Here is an 18,361-nt window from a genome sequence, read left to right as displayed (position 1 = left end):
GTCCCGATCTTCGATCTTTGGCCACCGATCTTTGAACTTTATTTGGCCGAAGTTTAGCCTTGCCTATCCAAAGTTCATGTACCTAGAATGCAACGAACTCGGGTGCCTGCCGGCGGAAGTTGACTGAGTTTCCGGCCGAACGACGCCACGGCGCGTCCGAAGCCGGCATTCACCGGACAGGAGGCGGGCGCCGGAAACAAGAAGACAGGGCAGCGGCAAGCAAGGCAGCGCCAGCCGGGGCTGCCGACGGAGGGATGGCGATGGTACGTTGGGACGATCTTTCGCCCGCGGAAATCACGGTTCTGGAGACGGTCTTCTGGTCGTCCGGCATTTCGCGGGCGGAACTGGCCGAACTGTCCGGCTTCTCGCGCAGCAAGGCCAACACCGCGGCCGCCGCGCTGATCGAGCGCGGCATGATCGACGAAACCGGCCCGCAGGCGTCGTCCGGCGGGCGGCGCCCGGAAACGCTGCTGCTCTCGGCCGGCATGGGCGTCCTGGCGGCGATCGATCTCGGCGCGTCGAGCGTCAACGTGGCGCTGGTGGCGCCCGACATGACGGTCCTCGCGCACCATGCCGAGGCAATCGAGATCGCCGACGGCCCCGGCATCGTCCTCTCCCGCGTGCGTGAACTGCTGCGCGAGCTGCGCCAGCGCTGCAACGTGCGCAGCGAGCAGGTGATCGGCATCGGCGTCGGCGTGCCGGGACCGGTCGAATTCGACAGCGGCCTGCTCGTCGCGCCGCCGATCATGCCGGGCTGGGAAGGCTTCTCGATCCGCGACTACCTGCGCGAGGACTACGCGGCGCCGGCATTCATCGACAACGACGTGAACGTGATGGCGATGGGCGAGCTGTGGCGCCTGCAGCGCAAGCTGCCCAACTTCATCGTCGTCAAGGTCGGCACCGGCATTGGCTGCGGCATCGTCTGCAACGGCATGATCTACCGCGGCACCAACGGCTCGGCCGGCGACGTCGGCCACATCTGCGTCGACCCGGCCGGCGAGCGCTGCCACTGCGGCAACCAGGGCTGCGTCGAGATCATGGCCGCCGGCCCGGCGATCGCGCGCCAGGGCACGGAGGCGGCGAACGCCGGCAAGAGCCCGCAACTGGCGCAGGTGCTCGCCGCCAACGGCGTCATCACGCCGGAGGACGTCGGCCAGGCGAGCCGTGGCGGCGACGTCGCGGCCAACGCCATCATCAAGCTGTCGGGCAAGCTGATCGGCCAGATGCTCGCCTCCGTGGTCAATTTCTTCAACCCCTCGCACGTCTTCATCGCCGGCCGCATCTCGCGTATCGGGCCGATGTTCCTGGCCGCGATCCGGCAGAGCATCTACCAGCGCTCGCTGCCGCTGTTGAACGCGCCATCTCGAAATCCTCTACGCGCCGCTCGGCAACCGCGCCGGCGTCATCGGCTGCGCGGCGATGGCCTTCCAGGAAACGCTGCGCGTGCGCGGCGTGCTGAATGGAGCGCGGCCGTGAGCCTCGCCGTCGAGTTCCGCGCCGTCAGCAAGCGCTTCGGTCCGGTCGAGGTACTGCACGGCGTCAGCTTCGCGCTGCCGGCCGGTCGCGTCGTCGGCCTGCTCGGTGAGAACGGCGCCGGCAAGTCGACGCTGGTGAAGATCCTGGCCGGCTACGAGCAGGCCAGCGAGGGCGACTTCACGCTCGACGGCGTCGCGCACCGCTTCGCCGACTCGCGCGCGGCCGAGGCGGCCGGCATCGTGCTCATCCACCAGGAGTTCAACCTGGCCGAGGACCTGACCATCGCGCAGAACATCTTCCTCGGCCACGAACGGCAAAAGGGCTGGCTGCTCGACGAGCGCGGCATGAACGCCGCGGCGCGCGCCGCGCTGCAGCGCGTCGGCCTCGATGCCGACCCGGAGACGCGGGTGCGCCGGCTGATCGTCGCCGAGAAGCAACTCGTCGAGATCGCCAAGGCAGTCTCGCGCAACGCCCGCCTGCTGGTCATGGACGAGCCGACGGCGACGCTGACGCCGACCGAGACCGAACGCCTGTTCGCGCTGATCGCGCAACTCAAGGGCGAGGGCGTCAGCATCATCTACATCTCGCATAAGCTCGACGAGGTCGAGCGCGTCACCGACGAGATCGTCGTCATGCGCGACGGCCGCTTCGTCGCGCGCGCACCGACCGCCGGGACGACGCGCCAGCAGATGGCCAACCTGATGGTCGGGCGCGACGTGTCGGACATGTACCCGCCCAAGGAACCGCCGCCGCCGGCGCCGCCGCTGCTGCGGGTGGCCGGGCTGAGCGTGCCGGGCTGGGCGGAGAACGTCGATTTCGAGGTGCGGCCGGGCGAGATCCTCGGCTTCGCCGGCCTGGTCGGCGCCGGCCGCACCGAACTGTTCGAGGGACTGCTCGGCCTGCGTCCGCGCAGCGCCGGCTGCGTCGAGATCGACGGCCGGGCGGTCAACCTGCGCAGTCCGCGCCAGGGCGTGCGCCACGGCCTCGCCTACCTCTCGGAAGACCGCAAGGGCAAGGGGCTGCACGTGCGCTTCGGCCTGCGCGAGAACCTGACGCTGCTGACGCTCGAACGCTACGCGCGCCCGCTGCTCGATCCGGGCGCCGAGCGCGCGGCACTGCGCGAGAAGGTCGGGGAGTTCGGCATCCGCACCGGCGACCTCGGCAACCGTGCCGCCTCGCTCTCCGGCGGCAATCAGCAAAAACTGGCGCTGGCCAAGTTCCTGCACGCCGACCCGAAGATCATCGTGCTCGACGAGCCGACGCGCGGCGTCAACGTCGGCGCCAAGCGCGACATCTATTTCCTGATCCAGCGCCTGGCCCGCGAGGGGCACGGGGTCATCGTCATTTCGTCCGAGCTCGTGGAACTCATCGGCCTCTGCCACCGCGTCGTGGTCATGCGCGCCGGCCGGGTGCAGGCCACGCTCGACGCCGGCCAACTGACGGAAGAGGAGTTGATCGCTCATGCCACCGGTACCCACTGAAGCGCCCGCCGGCCGGGCCGGCCTCCTGGCGCGGCGCCTGCAGGATCTCGGCCCGCTGCTCGGCCTGATCCTGCTGTGCGCGGCCGGCACCGCGCTGAATCCGGACTTCGCCACCGTCGACAACGTGCTCAACGTGCTGACGCGCACCGCCTTCATCGGCATCATCGCCGTCGGCATGACCTTCGTCATCATCTCCGGCGGCATCGACCTCTCGGTCGGCTCGATGGCCGCGCTGATCGCCGGCAGCATGATCCTGCTGATGAACGCGCTCGGCGCGTCGGTCGCATCGCCCTACCTGGTCGTCACCCTCGGCATCGTCTTCGCGCTGCTGCTCGGCGCGCTGTTCGGGCTGGCGCACGGCCTGCTGATCACCAAGGGGCGCATCGAGCCGTTCATCGTCACGCTCGGCACGCTCGGCATCTTCCGCGCCTACCTCACCTATCTCGCCGACGGCGGCGCGATCACCCTCGACAACGCCGTCTCCGACGTCTACAGCCCGGCCTACTACGGCAGCGTGCTCGGCCTGCCGATCCCGATCTGGGTCTTCCTGTTCACCGCGTTGCTCGGCGCGCTGGTGCTCAACCGCACGCGCTACGGCCGCTACGTGCAGGCGATCGGCTCCAACGAGCAGGTGGCGCGCTACGCCGCGGTCGAGGTCGACCGCGTCAAGATGCTCACCTATGCCGTGCTCGGCCTGTGCGTCGGCGTCGCCACGGTGCTCTACGTGCCGCGCCTCGGCTCGGCGTCGCCGACCACCGGCCTGCTCTGGGAACTGGAGGCGATCGCCTCGGTGATCGTCGGCGGCACCGCGCTGAAGGGCGGCGAAGGCCGGATCGCCGGCACCGTCGTCGGCGCCATCCTGCTCTCGGTGATCAGCAACATCCTCAACCTGACCAGCATCATCAGCGTCTATCTCAACGCGGCGGTGCAGGGCGTCGTCATCATCATCGTCGCCTTCCTGCAGCGCGGCCGGCGCTGAAGCAGCAACCCGCAACCCGGCAAGCCAACGTTGTTCCGATCGATCCGCAAGACAAGGAGACCTGCACCATGAAATCGATGATCCGCAGCTTCACGTTCGCCACCGTCGCCGCCGCCACGCTGGCCGTCTTCGCCGCCACCCCGGCCGCCGCCGCGGAGAAAGTCGTGCTCGGCGTCGCCATCCCAGCCGCCACGCACGGCTTCACCGGCGGCATCGTGTTCTGGGCCAACCAGGCCAAGAAGGAACTGGAAAAGGCCCACCCGGACCTCAAAGTGATCGTCAAGACCGCCGCCAACGCCGCCGAACAGGCCAACCAGTTGCAGGACCTGATGGCGGTCAGCAAGATCAACACGCTGGTCGTCTTCCCGTTCGAGTCGGCGGCGCTGACCAAGCCGGTCGCCGCGGTGCACGACAAGGGCGTCTACGTCACCGTGGTCGACCGCGGCCTGACCGACACCAGCGCGCAGGACGCCTACGTTTCCGGCGACAACACCGCCTTCGGCAAGATTCCGGCCGAGTACCTCGCCAAGGCGATGAACGGCAAGGGCAACCTGGTCGCCCTGCGCGGCATCGCCACGACGCTCGACAACGAGCGCTGGGACGCCTTCACCGGCGTCATGAAGAACCATCCCGAGATCAAGATCCTCGACGCCAGATACGCCAACTGGAACCGCGACGATGCGTTCAAGGTGATGCAGGACTACCTGACGCGCTTCAAGCAGATCGACGCCGTGTGGGCGGCCGACGACGACATGGCGGTCGGCGTGCTCAAGGCGATCGACCAGGCCAAGCGCAGCGACATCAAGATCGTCTTCGGCGGCGCCGGCGCCAAGGGCATGATCAAGACGCTGATGGACGGCAAGGACCCGCGCATCCAGGCCAACGTCTCCTACTCGCCGAAGTTCATGTACGACGCGATCAAGCTCACCGCCGAGGCGCGCCTGAAGGGCGAAAAACTGCCGCCGACCTACATCATTCCGTCGGAACTGATCACCAGGGAAAACGCGGCCAAGTTCTACTTCCCGGATTCGCCGTTCTAGGGAGGCGCTGAAACATTCCACATTCGTCATTCCGGCGAACGCCGGAATCCAGGAAGACCGACGCACTGGACCCCGGCGTTCGCCGGGGTGACGAATAGGCGGCACCGGCCCGGCCATCGGGCAAGGCCGGACCGCGGCGGTCCGCCCGTTCAGTTTCACAGCACGAGGACACCATGACCCGACCGATCACCCTGTTCACCGGCCAGTGGGGCGACCTGCCGCTGGCCGAACTCGCCCCGCTGGCCAAGTCGATGGGCTACGACGGACTCGAACTCGCCTGCTGGGGCGACCATTTCAACGTGCAGGAGGCGCTGGCCTCCGACGCCTACGTGCGCGAGAAACGCGCGCTGCTCGCACAGCACGGGCTGCAGTGCTTCGCGCTCGGCTGCCATCTGGTCGGCCAGGCCGTCTGCGACCGCATCGACGAGCGCCACCAGGCCATCCTGCCGCCGCACGTGTGGGGCGACGGCGACCCGGAAGGCGTGCGCCGCCGCGCCGCCGCCGAAATGCAGGACTGCGCGCGCGCCGCCGCACGGTTCGGCGTCAAGACCGTCACCGGCTTCACCGGCTCGGCCATCTGGCACGCCATCTACGCCTTCCCGCCGACCTCGCAGGCCTATTGGGAGCGCGGCTACGCCGACTTCGCCGCGCGCTGGACGCCGATCCTCGACGCCTTCGACGCCGCCGGCGTCGACTTCGCGCTGGAAATCCACCCGACCGAGATCGCCTTCGATCTCGCCTCGATGCAGCGCGCGCTGGACGCCGTCGGGCAGCACCCGCGCTTCGGCGTCAACTTCGATCCCAGCCACCTCGGCTACCAGGGCGTTGACTACGTCAGGCTGCTGCGCGCGCTCGGCGACCGCGTGCGCAACGTGCACATGAAGGACGCCTGGTGGGGCAAGGGCGACGGCTCGGTCGGCGTCTTCGGCGGCCACGTCGGCTTCGGCGACGCGCGCCGCTACTGGGATTTCCGTAGCGTCGGGCGCGGCATGATCGACTTCGAAAGCATCATCGTCGCCTTGAACGACATCGGCTACCGCGGGCCGCTCTCGGTCGAATGGGAAGACAGCCGCATGGACCGCGTGCACGGCGCCACCGAGAGTGCCGCGTTCTGCCGGCGGCTCGACTTCAAGCCCTCGGGCGTGGCCTTCGACGCGGCCTTCGAAAAATAACCCGCCACCCCGGCGGGAAGGAGAGAAATCGTGGAAAAACTGCGTTACGCGATGGTCGGCGGCGGCCGGGGCGCCTTCATCGGCGGCGTGCATCGCCAGGCCATGGCGCTCGACGGGCAGATGCAACTGGTGGCCGGCGCGCTCTCGTCGAATCCGGACAAGGCGCTCGCCTCGGGCCGCGAACTGGGTCTCGCCGACGACCGCAACCATCCGTCCTGGCAGGCGCTGCTGGACGACGAGCTGCGCCGCCCGGCGGCCGAGCGCATCGACTTCGTCAGCATCGTCACGCCCAACCACCTGCACTACCCGGTGGCCAGGGCGTTCGCCGCGGCCGGCATCGACGTCGTCTGCGACAAGCCGCTGGTGCACACGTCGGAGCAGGCGCGGGACCTGATCGCCGCCGCCGGGAAGACCGGCGTCGTCTTCGCCGTCACCTACAACTACACCGGCTACCCGCTGGTGCGGCAGGCGCGGCACATGGTCGCCAGCGGCCAGCTCGGCGAGATCCGCAAGGTGGTCGTCGAGTACCACCAGGGCTGGCTGTCGACGCTGCTCGAAGGCACCGGCAACCCGCAGGCCGACTGGCGCACCGATCCGGCGAGGAGCGGCATCGCCGGCAGCATCGGCGACATCGGCTCGCACGCCGAAAATCTCGCGGCGACGATCACCGGCCTGGAGATCGAAGCGCTGTGCGCCGACCTCGCCACCTTCGTCCCCGGCCGCCGGCTCGACGACGACGGCAGCGTGCTGCTGCGCTACCGCAACGGCGCGCGCGGCGTCCTGCTGGCCTCGCAGATCGCGGCCGGCTGCGAGAACGACCTGCGCATCCGCGTCTTCGGCAGCCAGGGCTCGCTGAGCTGGCGCCAGGAGGACCCCAACCGCCTGCTGCATGCGCCGCTCGACGCGCCGCAGCGCATCCTGACGCGCAACGGCCCCAGCCTGTGCCCGGCGGCGCTGAAAGCGGCGCGCCTGCCGGCAGGCCACCCGGAAGCGTTCCTGGAGGCCTTCGCCAACCTCTACGCCGGCGTCGCCGAAGCCATCCGCGCGCGCCGGGAGGGACGCCCCCTGGCGCCGCTCGAAGGCGATTTCCCGCGCCTCGCCGACGGCGCGCGCGGCGTGCGCTTCATCGAACGGACGGTCGAATCGGCGCGGTCGGAGGTCAAGTGGGTCTTGTACTAGTGCTGAGGAAGGGCGTTATTAACCACAACGAGCACGACGGACACGACGAAAGACAAGATCTTTGATTAACCACGGCGACACGGCGGGCACGGCGAGAAGCAGAATCTTGTTTCTTGTTTTTCGTTGTGCCCGTCGTGCTCGTTGTGGTTAGAAAGATTTTGCCTCTCGCCGTGCCCGCCGTGTCGCCGTGGTTAACGGGTTTAGGAACAGCTAACCGCCGCTGACCCGCACCTCGCCGGCGAGGCGTTCCACCAGTTCGTCCGACGGCGGCGTCGCGCCGGCCGCCAGGCAGGCGCCTGTTCCCGCCGCCACCGAGGCGCGCAGGTGCTCGCCCCAGCCTCGCTCGGGGCGCCGCAGCACGCTGCTCAGCAGGCCGGCCAGGCTGCAGTCGCCGGCGCCGACGCTGTCGACCACCCGGACCGCCGGCGGCACGGCGCGCCAGACCTTGCCGTCGGCATGCAGCGTGGCCCCTTCGCCGCCCCGCGTATAGAGGACCGGCACCGCCGGGTTCATGGCGCGCAGGTGCGCGAAGGCGCCCTCCTCGTCCGGCGTGCGGAAGAGGCCGCGCAGGTCTTCCTCCGACACCTTGACGAGATCGGCGATGGCCATCATGCGCGCCAGGACGGGATCGTAGCTGGCGTCCATCACGGCCCGGTAATTGGGGTCGTAGCTGATCCGGACGCCTTGCGCATGGAGCCGCTCGGCGAGGTCGACGAGGCGCCCGGCCAGCGGCTGCCGCACCAGGCTGATGCAGCCGAAATGCGCCCAGCGCGCGGCCGCCGCCCAACCCGCCGGCAGGGCGGCCACATCGAAGTGCAGGTCGGCGCTGTCGTCGCCGATGAAGAAGTATTGCGGCGGGTGCGTCTCATGCACGATGGCCAGCAGCGGCGACTTGGCGGGACGCTGCAGGAAGCGCAGGTCGAGGCCGGCCCGCTCGCTGGCCTGCCACAGCACGTCGCCGAAGCAGTCGCGGCTGATCGCGCCGCCGAACGCGCTCGGCACCCCGAAGCAGGCCATCACCCGCGCCACGTTCCACGGCGCGCCGCCGGGCACGCTCACCCAGGTGTCCGCCTCCCGCCGGATCAGGTCGGTCAGCGCCTCGCCGAAGGAGACGAACAGGGGGAAAGCATCCATCACGCCGCCTCCTGGAAGAAAGGGGAACGGAAGTCGGGGAGAGGAGAAAGGGTCATGGTGTTCCGGAGGTTGAAGTACGCCGCGAGAACGGCAAGGATACCGGTCTTCGCGGCCGCAGGCAGCGGGTCACAGGTCGACCATCACCTTCATGGTGGCCGGCCCGTTGGCGTCGATGAAGCGGTAGGCCTCCGGCCATTCGGCGAAGGGGACGTGCCGCGACACCAGCGGCGCGATCGTCACCGACGACGACAGCAGCTGCACCGCCGCCTCCCAGTCCTCGCGCCAGTACATCATGCTGCCGGCCAGGACGATCTCGTGCTCGCCGACAACGCTCATGTCGACGACCGGTGGCCTGCCGTAGACGCCGACGATGAGCACCTGCCCGCCCTTCTCGATGGTCGAGACCGCGGCGGCGAGCGAGCCCTCGGCTCCCGCCGCCTCGAAGGCGAGATCGAAGCCCTCCGCGCCGAAGGCGATGGCCGCCGCCTCGTCGAGCGGCTGGCGCGCGGTATTGACGGCGTGATCGACGCCGCACCGCTTCGCCACGTCGAGCCGATGGTCGGCGACATCGGCGATCAGCACCCGCGCCGCGCCGCTCGCCCTGGCGACCTGCGCGATCAGGTTGCCGATCGTGCCCGCGCCGAGCACGACGACGTTGCGCCCGGCCAGGTCTCCCGCGCGCCGGCAGGCGTGGACCGCGACCGATACCGGTTCGACGAACGCCCCCTGATCGGCGGTGAAGCCGTCGGGCAGGACGACGAGACGCTCCGCCGGAACGTTGTACAGCTCGCGCCCGCAGCCGTCGGCCTGGAATCCCCGCACCTTCAGGTTCTCGCAGATGTTGAAGCGGCCCTTCCGGCAGGGGTTGCATTTCCCGCAGACGATCTGCGGCAGCGCCGTGACCTGGGCGCCGAGCGGCGGCGCGCCGGTGACGCCGGGACCGATCGCCTCCACGACGCCCATGAACTCGTGCCCCTGGATGACGGGATACGGCGTGAACGGGTGGGTGCCGTGCCAGACGTGGATGTCCGAGCCGCAGATGCCGATCCGGCGGACGCGGATGCGGACCTCGCCGGGACCCGGCGGCGTGGCGGCGACTTCCTCGAATCGGATTTTTCCCGGCGCTTCCATGACGGCTTGTCTCACGATGCGTTCTCCATGCAAATAGTCCGGTTGGCCCACGTCCATCGCGGGCGCTCTCCCTCCCCTTCAAGGGGAGGGCTGGGGTGGGGATGGGGTAAGCGCCTAGCCTCGCCACTACCCCATCCCCCACCCGGCCTCCCCCTTGAAGGGGGAGGAGTTGAATCCCCGCCTTTACCGCCCCTTTGCCGCCTCCGCCGCCGAACCTCCGAAGCGGCTTTCCGCCTGCCTGCGGAACTCGGTGGGCGTGAGGCCCTTGAGCTCGCGGAAACGGCGGTTGAAGTTGGCCACGTTGTTGAATCCCACGTCGTAGCAGATGTTGGTCACGTAGCGGTCCGTGCCCATCAGCAACTGGCAGGCGCGGTTGATGCGCACCTGGTTGACGAAATCGGTGTAGGTGTTGCCGGTCGCGCGCCGGAAGAAACGCGAGAAGCGGCTTTCGCTCATGCCCAGTTCGGCCGCGAAATCGCCGGCCGTCATCGACTGCGCCACGTTCTCGGTGATGCGGCTGACGATGGCATTGATCTGGTCCAGCTCGGCGTCGTTGTCGGCGCCCTGCATCTGCACGCTCGACAGCAGGCGGTAGTCGTTCCATCGCGCCAGATCGGCCATCAGGTCGATGAACGCGGTGAGCCGGCGCATTCCCTTGGCTGCCTTGACCCGGTGCCAGTGCCGTTCGCCGGCCTCGGCGAAACCGAAGAACTCGACGCCGTGGCGCGCCCGTTCAAGCAGGGGCATCAGCTCGCCCAGCTCGGGGATCAGGCGGCTCGCGTTCTCGATCGGCGCGTGCAGGAACTGGATGACCAGATCGCGCTTCTCGATCCCCTCCTCCGGCACGTCCGTCGAGATCCAGTTGTGCGGTAGCCGCGGCCCGCACAGCACCACGTGGCCCGGCTCGAACGGGCCGATCCAGTCGCCCACGAAGGCCTTGCCCGAGGTGGCGACGATCATGTGCAGCTCGTATTCGTCATGGCAGTGCCAGCGCGCCAGCGGCGTCGGGAAGCCGTGGTCCAGGCAGCGGATGAAGCCGACTTCGGCCGACGGCTCGTAGCCCAGCGCCGGACTGCGGTTGTAGTCGGCCTCCAGTTCGGGCTGGCGCGCCCGCTTGCCGGCAGAGATCGAAGAAAAGGCCATGGCTCGCTCCAGTCATTCAGGGTCGATACGGCATGTTCCCACCGATTCCATCATTGCGAACGTTCCTCCACGAAGCGGCGGACGCGCGCATAAGCGGCGCGCACCGCGCCGAGCACCGCCGCATCGCCGGCCAGTTCGCCCCACAGGACCGGATCGGCGCAGAAGGCAGCCAGCGGGTCGGCGGCGGCGCAGACGGCGTGCGCCGCTTCGGGATTCATCGCCTGGTCCTGGTATTCGTACGGAATTTCCCCGCGGTGCCAGCGTTCCAGGTAGGCCAGGAAGAGCGCCGGCAGCATCGCCACGCTGGCGATCGGCTCGCCGCGCGCCAGGCGGTCGCGGAAGGTCGGCACGATGAAGCCGGGAATCTTCGAATAGCCGTCCATCGCCACGCGCTGGTTGGTGTCGCGGATCGCCGGGTTGCCGAAGCGGTCGAGCACGACGTCGCGGTAGGCCGCCAGATCGATGGGACTCGGCGACAGGACGGGAATCACGTCGTCGGTGACGTAGTCGTGGGCGAACTGGCGGATCGCCGCGTCGCGCGTGCCCTCGTGGATGTACCGGTAGCCGACCAGCGTCCCGGCCCAGGCGATGCAACTGTGCGTGGCGTTGAGCAGGCGGATCTTGGCCTCCTCGTACGGCGCCACCGACGCCACCATCTGCACGCCGACTGTCTCCCACTCCGGACGGCCGGCGCGGAAGTCGTCCTCGATCACCCACTGGATGAAGCTCTCGCCCATCACCGGCGCGGCGTCGGCCCGGCCGGTGGCCGCCAGCACGCGCTCCGCCACGTCGGGCGACGGCCGCGGCGTGATGCGGTCGACCATCGCGTTCGGGCTGCTGGTGTTGGCCTCCACCCAGGCGAGCAGTTCGCGGTCGCCGAGCAGTCCGATGAACTGCAGCAGGCCGCCGCGGAAGCGCTCGCCGTTGTGGCGCAGGTTGTCGCAGTTGAGCAGCGTCACCGGGCCGGCGCCGGCCCGCATGCGCCGGCGCAGCATGGCGGCCAGCGCGCCGTAGATGGTGGTTCCGGGCCAGCCCGCGCGCACCGCGGCCAGGTCCGCGACGATGTCGCCGGCCGAGGCGTCGAGCGCGTTGCGCGTGTCCAGGTAGTAGCCGGCCTCGGTCACCGTGAACGAGATGATGCGCGTGGCCGGGTCGGCGGCGCGGGCGATCAGCCCGGCCAGCTCCGGCGCGTAGGGGAACACTTCCCGGATCGAGGTGATCCACGTGTAGCTGTGCACGCCCTGCGGGGTGATGGTTTCGAGCGTGTAGGCGCCGCCCTGCGCGGCCAGCGCCGCGATCGTCTCCACGTTGTCCGGGCGGATGTTGCCCCCGGCGAGGCACCAGCGGGCGTCGCCGGAGGCGATCAGCTCGTGCAGGTAGACGGCCTGGTGGGCGCGGTGGAACGACCCCAGCCCCAGATGAAGCATCACCAGCGGCGACGCGATGGAACTCATGTTTTTCTCCCTAACGATTGCGTAATGACGAATTCATTCGGCCCGCGCGACAACCCGCCCCTGCGCGTCGAAGACGTGCGCGGCGGTGAGATCGGCCTCGATCCCGACCCGGCTGCCGGGCGCGAGCTGGCAGCGCTGCGTCTGCCGCGCCACGAGCTGCGCGCCCTGCTCGGTGGTGACGTAGATCAGCGTCTCGGCGCCCAGCGCCTCGACCAGATCGACCCGGGCGCGGAACTTCCCGTCGCCTTCCGCCACGAGCCGCACGCCTTCGGGGCGCAGGCCGACGTAGCCGCCGTCCGGCACCTGCAGCGCCGCCAGCGCATCGAGCGCCGGCAGCCGGGCAGCATTCACCACGTTCATCTGCGGCGTGCCGATGAACTGGGCGACGAACTGGTTGGCCGGACGGTCGTAGAGTTCGAGCGGCGAGCCGACCTGCTCGATCACGCCCTCGCGCAGCACCACCACGCGGTCGGCCAGGGTCATCGCCTCGACCTGGTCGTGGGTCACGTAGATGGTGGTGGCGTCCAGGTCGCGGTGCAGCTTGGCGATCTCGATCCGCGTCTGGCCGCGCAGCGCGGCGTCGAGGTTGGACAGCGGCTCGTCGAACAGGAAGACCTTGGGCGCGCGCACGATGGCGCGGCCGATCGCCACGCGCTGGCGCTGGCCGCCCGACAGCTCCTTGGGCGTGCGCCGCAGGTACTCGCTCAGGTTGAGGATCTTCGCCGCGCGCTCGACCTTGTCCTTGATCGACGCCGGGTCGGCCTTGGCCAGCTCCAGCGCGAAGCTCATGTTTTCGTAGACGCTCATGTGCGGATACAGCGCGTAGCTCTGGAAGACCATGGCCAGGTCGCGCCTGCTCGACGGCAGGTCGGTGATGTCGCGCCCGTCGAGCCGGATCGAGCCGCGGTCAACGTTCTCCAGCCCGGCGATCAGGCGCAGCAGCGTCAACTTGCCGCAGCCGGACGGACCGACGAAGACGACGAACTCGCCCTTGCGGATCGCCAGATCGACCCCCTTGATGACCCGCTGCGCGCCGAAGGATTTCTCGATGCCGTTGAGTTGCAGGTAGTCCATGTTTTCCCCTTTTGCTTACTTGACGGCGCCGAAGGTCAGGCCTTGCACCAGTTGTTTCTGGCTGAACCAGCCGAACACCACGATCGGCGCGACGGCCATGAACGAGGCGGCCGACAATTTGGCCCAGAAGAGCCCCTCGGGGCTGGAGTACGAGGCGATCAGCGTGGCCAGCGTGCCGGCCTTGGCGGCGCTCAGGTTGAGCGACCAGAAGGCTTCGTTCCAGGCCAGCACCAGGCACAGCAGGCCGGTGGACGCCAGCCCGCCCATGGTCAGCGGCAGCAGCACCCGGCGGAATTCCTGCCACAGCGAGGCGCCGTCCATGCGCGCGGCTTCGAGGATCTCGCCGGGGATTTCCTTGAGGCACGAGTACAGCATCCACACCATGATCGGCAGGTTCGAGAGGGTGAACACCACGATCAGCCCGATGCGCGTATCCAGCAGCCCCGACGACTGCGCCATCACGTACACCGGGACCAGCGCGCCGACGGCCGGCATCATCTTGGTGGACAGCATCCACATGAGGATGTCCTTGGTGCGCCGGCTCTTGAAGAAGGCCATCGAGTACGCCGCCGGCAGGGCCAGCGCCAGCCCGAGCAGCGTCAACGCCACGCTGGTGACCAGCGAGTTCTTGGCATACAGCAGGTAGTCGCTGCGCTCCTGGACGATGGTGAAGTTCTCCAGCGTCGGGGTGAAGAACACCAGCGGCGGCACCGAGATGGCCTGCAGTTCGGTCTTGAAGGCGGTGAGCACCATCCAGCCGAGCGGGAAGAAGAGGAACAGCGCCGTGGCCCACGACAGCGCCGCGCGCAGTACGTGGAGGGCCGCGTTGATCTGCTTTTGCGTCATGAGCGCCTCACTTGTCCAGGTTCTTGCCGACCATGCGGATCAGGAACACCGCGGCGACGTTGGCCAGCACCACGGCGAACAGCGCGCCGGCCGACGCCACGCCGGCGTCGAAGCCGAGCAGCGCCTGCTTGAAGATCAGGAAGGCCACGTTGGTGCTGGCGTCGCCCGGCCCGCCGCCGGTGGTCGTGTAGATCTCGGCGAAGACGCTGAGCAGGAAGATCATCTCGATCATCACCACCACGGCGACCGAGCGGCCGAGATGCGGGATGTACAGGTAGCGCAGCTGCTGCAGATAGTTCGCCCCGTCCATGCGCGACGCCTCGAGCTGCTCGCGGTTCATCGACTGTAGCGCGGTGACGAAGATCAGCGTGGCGAACGGCAGCCACTGCCAGGAGACGATGACGATCACGCTGAACAGCGGCCAGTCGGTCAGCCAGTCGACCGGCGCGGCGCCGAAGAACGACCAGACCTGCGCCAGCACGCCGTAGATCGGATTCATCATCATGTGCTTCCACAGCAGGGCGTTCACCGTGGGCATGATGAAGAACGGCGAGATCAGCAGCACGCGCACGACGTTGCGGCCGGGGAAAGGCTCGTCCGTGAGCAGCGCGATGGCGATGCCGGCGACGACGGTGATCACGATCACCCAGCCGAGCAGCAGCAGGGTATTGATGATCGCCGTGCTGAACGACGGGTCGGTGACGAAGTACTCGAAGTTCTCCAGGCCGATGAAGCCCGTCTGGTCCGGCTGCAGCAGGTTGTAGCGGATGACCGAGAAATAGATCGTCATCCCCAGCGGGACGATCATCCAGAGAAACAGCGTGAGTACGGCGGGCGCCATCAGGGCGCGCGGGAGCAGACGTTTCATGGGCGTGGACCTCGGTGCGAAGATGACGCCGCGGCGGGCGGTGAACCTCCCCGCCGCGGACGGACACTTGCGTCGCGTGCTGCCGCGCCGCGCTACTTGTAGTAGCCGGCCTTCTTCATCTCGCGGTCGGCCGCGACCTGCGAGGCCTTCAACGCCGCGTCGATCGTCGCCTTGCCGGCCAGCGCCGCGCTCATCTGCTGCCCGACAGTGGTGCCGATCGACTGGAATTCCGGAATGGCGGCGAACTGGACGCCGACGTACGGGCTCTTCGGCAGCGTCTGGTCGGACGGATTCGCCGTCTCGATGGCCAGCTTCTCGGCCTCGGCGAACTTGGCGACCTTCAGGAACTCGGGATTGGCGTAGGTGCTCTTGCGCGTGCCGGTCGGCACGTTGCCCCAGCCCACTTCCCTGCCGACGAGGTTGATGTATTCCTTGCTCGTGGCCCAGGTGATGAACCTGGTCGCCGCCTCCACCTTCTGCGAGCCGGCCGGGATCGCCAGCGCCCAGGCCCACAGCCAGTTGGCGCCCTTCGGCGTGACCATGGTCGGCGCCTGCGCGAAGGCCACCTTGTCGGCCACCTTGGACTGCTTGGGATCGCTGATGAACGAGGCGGCGATGGTCGCGTCGATCCACATGCCGCACTTGCCCTCGTTGTAGAGCGCCAGGATTTCATTGAAGCTGTTGGCCGACGAGCCCGGCGGGCCGTATTTCTTGAGCAGATCGACGTAGAAGGTGATGGCGTCCTTCCACGGTTTCGAATCGAGCTGCGGCTTCCAGCTCATGTCGAACCACTGCCCGCCGAAGGTGTTCACCAGCGTGCTCAGGAAGGCCATGTTGTCGCCCCAGCCCGGCTTGCCGCGCAGGCAGATGCCGTACACGCCGTTCTTCGGATCGTGGATCTTCGCGGCCAGATCCTTCACCTCGTCCCAGGTCGGGCGCTCCTTGACCGTGACGCCGGCCTTGTCGGCCAGATCCTTGCGGTACATGAGCATCGAGCTTTCGCCGTAGAACGGCGCGGCGTAGAGCTTGCCGTCCGTTGAACAGGCCGTCGCGCATGGCCGGCAGGAGGTCGTCAACCTCGTAGTCGGCCGGCGTCTTCAGCTCGGCCAGCCAGCCCTTCTTCCCCCAGATCGGCGTCTCGTACATGCCGATCGTCATCACGTCGAACTGCCCGCCCTTGGTGGCGATGTCGGTGGTCACGCGCTGGCGCAGCACGCCTTCCTCAAGCGTCACCCACTTCACCTTGATGTCCGGATTCGCCGACTCGAAGTGCCTGGTCAGCTTCTGCATCTCGATCATGTGACCGTTGTTCACGGTGGCCACCACCAGCTCGGTGGCGGCGAACGCCGTACCCGTCAGCACGCCGCAGGCGAGCGCCAGCAAAGTTTTACGTTTCATGACCTGCCTCCTTGAATAGTTTTATGTTTTAGCCGACGTCATCAATGCATCGACACGCGCAATATAGATACTTTACCCATCGCTTTTTGATACTCGATCGGCAGAAGCATGTACTTATTTGCGTTATAACAACGCAAATAACGAAGAATCGCGCGAAATCGTATTGACAGGAAAGGGAGGGCGCGCCGGCGCGCGCCTTACGGGCCGATCGCCGGCCCGCGCGCGCGGATCACCGGATCACGCCGCCGCCGAGGCATACCCGGCTTTCATACACCACCACCGACTGCCCCGGCGTCACCGCCCATTGCGGCTCGGCGAAACGGATGCGGCAGCCGCCGGCGTCAACGCTCTCGATCTCGCACGGCGCGTCGGCCTGGCGGTAGCGCGTCTTGGCGCCGTAGACCCAGTGCGTGTGCGGCGGCTCGCCGGAAATCCAGGAGAGCTGATCCGCCGTCAGCTCGTCGGCGAGCAGCGCCGGATGGTCGTGGCCCTGCACCACGTAGAGGATGTTGCGCGCCATGTCCTTGCCGGCCACGAACCAGGCCTCGTGCTCGCCCGTCGCGCTGCCCTTGCCGCCCTTCACGCCGCCGATCTGCAGGCCCTTGCGCTGGCCCAGCGTGTGGTAGGTCAGGCCGTCGTGCTCGCCGAGCAGGCGGCCGTCGTCCAGGCAGCGGATCTCGCCCTTCTTCGGCGGCAGATAGCGCATCAGGAATTCCTTGAACGGCCGCTCGCCGATGAAGCAGATGCCGGTGGAATCCTTCTTGACCGCCACGTGCAGGCCGGCCTCCTCGGCCATCCGGCGCACGTCGCGCTTGTACAGGTCGGCCAGCGGGAACAGCGTCTTCGACAGCTGCCGCTGATCAAGGCGATGCAGGAAATAGCTCTGGTCCTTGGTACCGTCCTCGGCCTTGAGCAGCTGGAAGCGGCCGTCGCCGGCGTTCGACTCGCGCACGCCGGCGTAGTGGCCGGTGGCGATCCGGTCGGCGCCCATGCGCAGGGCGTGGTCGAGGAAGGCCTTGAACTTGATCTCGGAATTGCACAGCACGTCCGGGTTGGGCGTGCGGCCGGCCCGGTACTCCTCCAGGAAAATGGAGAACACGCGCTCGCGGTATTCCTTGGCGAAGTTCACCACCTCGACGTCGATGCCGATCGTGTCGGCCACGCTCATCACGTCGATCAGGTCCTGGCGCGACGAGCAGTATTCGTCGTCGTCATCGTCCTCCCAGTTCTTCATGAACAGGCCGGTGACGTTCCAGCCCTGTTGCTTGAGCAGCAGCGCGGCGACCGACGAGTTGACGCCGCCGGACAGGCCGACGACCACCGTTTTCCCCTTGCCTTCATTCGTAGTCATCCGGACCCTCTCCCTGCAGCCAGGCATCCAGCGGCATCACCGCCGCCGCGTGCCCGTTGTCGAAAAACCAGCTGTCGACGACGAAGCGTGCGGGCGCTCCGTCGTGGTCGTCCGCGCCGCCGTCGCGCACTTCCTCGATCACCGCCGAATAATGCTGGAACACCAGCAGGCGCAGGCGCAGGGCCGGCTCCAGCACGCGGTGGAAGCGCAGCAGGCCGCGCCGTTCCAGCAGGTGCAGCAGGCGCGTGGTGGTCGTCGCGTGGTCGATGCAGTCCATGCGGCCATAGACGGCGTCGTCCGCGTAGTTGCCGCCCCGGTCCGCGCCGATCGGCGACTGCCGGCCGGCCCAGCCGAGCAGGCGGCCGACCGCTGCGCCGACGGCCTCGCGCTCCTCGCCTGGCGTCCGCGCGTCGCCCAGCAGCTGCGCCAGTTCGGCCAGCTGCGCGTCGCTGAAAACCACCTCGGCCTGGGCCACGCAGCCGTAGTTGAAGCACACCGAAATGCGTTCCTCCGCCGACGCGCCGCAGGCGGCCAGGACGGACAGCGCGGCGGCCAGCGCCAGGCACGCGGACCGCATGCTCACTGAACTACCCTCCTGTCACTGCGTGACATCCTCCCCGAGGGAGGAAGAGCGC

Annotated in this window: 15 protein-coding genes and 1 pseudogene; 5 read left to right on the top strand and 11 right to left on the bottom strand. The window is 68.2% G+C overall.

Going from position 1 to position 18,361, the window contains the following annotated elements; all coding sequences use genetic code 11:
- The first annotated feature begins 254 nt into the window (after positions 1–254).
- The 5 genes from QM701_RS17490 (at position 255) to QM701_RS17470 (ending at position 7,327) form a co-directional block, all read left to right on the top strand.
- A complete protein-coding gene (locus tag QM701_RS17490; RefSeq protein ID WP_415168287.1) occupies positions 255–2,957 on the top strand; it encodes an ROK family protein in 2,703 nt (900 codons plus the stop codon).
- On the top strand, positions 2,938–3,936 hold the full coding sequence (locus QM701_RS17485) for an ABC transporter permease (protein WP_415168286.1): 999 nt from the start codon (positions 2,938–2,940) through the stop codon (positions 3,934–3,936). Before QM701_RS17490 ends, QM701_RS17485 begins: the two co-directional genes overlap by 20 nt.
- 68 nt (positions 3,937–4,004) lie before the next feature.
- The gene (locus tag QM701_RS17480) at positions 4,005–4,976 is read left to right on the top strand and encodes a substrate-binding domain-containing protein (RefSeq protein WP_415168285.1); all 972 of its coding nucleotides are present in this window, start codon (positions 4,005–4,007) and stop codon (positions 4,974–4,976) included.
- Between the two features lie 173 nt (positions 4,977–5,149).
- Complete coding sequence (locus QM701_RS17475; RefSeq protein ID WP_415168284.1) at positions 5,150–6,148, top strand: sugar phosphate isomerase/epimerase family protein; 999 nt, start codon at positions 5,150–5,152, stop codon at positions 6,146–6,148.
- Between the two features lie 30 nt (positions 6,149–6,178).
- Complete coding sequence (locus tag QM701_RS17470; RefSeq protein WP_415168283.1) at positions 6,179–7,327, top strand: Gfo/Idh/MocA family protein; 1,149 nt, start codon at positions 6,179–6,181, stop codon at positions 7,325–7,327.
- A gap of 210 nt (positions 7,328–7,537) precedes the next feature.
- Here QM701_RS17470 and QM701_RS17465 read toward each other — a convergent pair whose 3' ends face one another.
- The 11 genes and pseudogenes from QM701_RS17465 to QM701_RS17415 all read right to left on the bottom strand — a co-directional run bounded on the left by QM701_RS17465 (position 7,538) and on the right by QM701_RS17415 (position 18,303).
- Entirely contained in the window at positions 7,538–8,461 is a 924-nt protein-coding gene (locus tag QM701_RS17465; protein ID WP_415168282.1) for a carbohydrate kinase family protein, read from the bottom strand.
- Between the two features lie 126 nt (positions 8,462–8,587).
- Entirely contained in the window at positions 8,588–9,607 is a 1,020-nt protein-coding gene (locus tag QM701_RS17460; protein WP_415168281.1) for a zinc-dependent alcohol dehydrogenase, read from the bottom strand.
- A gap of 168 nt (positions 9,608–9,775) precedes the next feature.
- Positions 9,776–10,735, bottom strand: coding sequence for an AraC family transcriptional regulator (locus tag QM701_RS17455; protein ID WP_415168280.1), 960 nt, complete (start codon positions 10,733–10,735; stop codon positions 9,776–9,778).
- A gap of 50 nt (positions 10,736–10,785) precedes the next feature.
- Positions 10,786–12,189 carry a D-arabinitol 4-dehydrogenase gene (dalD, locus tag QM701_RS17450; protein ID WP_415168279.1) on the bottom strand — a complete coding sequence of 468 codons (1,404 nt, stop codon included), beginning with the start codon at positions 12,187–12,189 and terminating at the stop codon, positions 10,786–10,788.
- 33 nt (positions 12,190–12,222) lie between these two features.
- Positions 12,223–13,263 carry an ABC transporter ATP-binding protein gene (locus QM701_RS17445; RefSeq protein WP_415168278.1) on the bottom strand — a complete coding sequence of 347 codons (1,041 nt, stop codon included), beginning with the start codon at positions 13,261–13,263 and terminating at the stop codon, positions 12,223–12,225.
- Positions 13,264–13,278: 15 nt separating this feature from the next.
- Positions 13,279–14,109 (bottom strand): carbohydrate ABC transporter permease, encoded by an 831-nt coding sequence (locus tag QM701_RS17440; RefSeq protein WP_415168277.1) that lies wholly within the window; start codon positions 14,107–14,109, stop codon positions 13,279–13,281.
- 7 nt (positions 14,110–14,116) lie between these two features.
- Positions 14,117–14,977 carry a carbohydrate ABC transporter permease gene (locus QM701_RS17435; protein ID WP_415168276.1) on the bottom strand — a complete coding sequence of 287 codons (861 nt, stop codon included), beginning with the start codon at positions 14,975–14,977 and terminating at the stop codon, positions 14,117–14,119.
- Between the two features lie 92 nt (positions 14,978–15,069).
- Positions 15,070–16,053 (bottom strand): ABC transporter substrate-binding protein, encoded by a 984-nt coding sequence (locus QM701_RS17430; protein WP_415168275.1) that lies wholly within the window; start codon positions 16,051–16,053, stop codon positions 15,070–15,072.
- 67 nt (positions 16,054–16,120) lie between these two features.
- Positions 16,121–16,267 (bottom strand): annotated as a pseudogene (locus QM701_RS17425) (extracellular solute-binding protein); the annotation flags it as partial.
- 337 nt (positions 16,268–16,604) lie between these two features.
- On the bottom strand, positions 16,605–17,726 hold the full coding sequence (mnmA, locus tag QM701_RS17420) for a tRNA 2-thiouridine(34) synthase MnmA (protein WP_415168274.1): 1,122 nt from the start codon (positions 17,724–17,726) through the stop codon (positions 16,605–16,607).
- A complete protein-coding gene (locus QM701_RS17415; protein ID WP_415169425.1) occupies positions 17,713–18,303 on the bottom strand; it encodes a hypothetical protein in 591 nt (196 codons plus the stop codon). Before QM701_RS17415 ends, mnmA begins: the two co-directional genes overlap by 14 nt.
- Positions 18,304–18,361: the final 58 nt, after the last annotated feature.

It is taken from the genome of Propionivibrio sp. (assembly GCF_047602565.1).
GTDB lineage: Bacteria > Pseudomonadota > Gammaproteobacteria > Burkholderiales > Rhodocyclaceae > Propionivibrio.
This window is presented reverse-complemented; position numbering and strand designations above follow the sequence as displayed.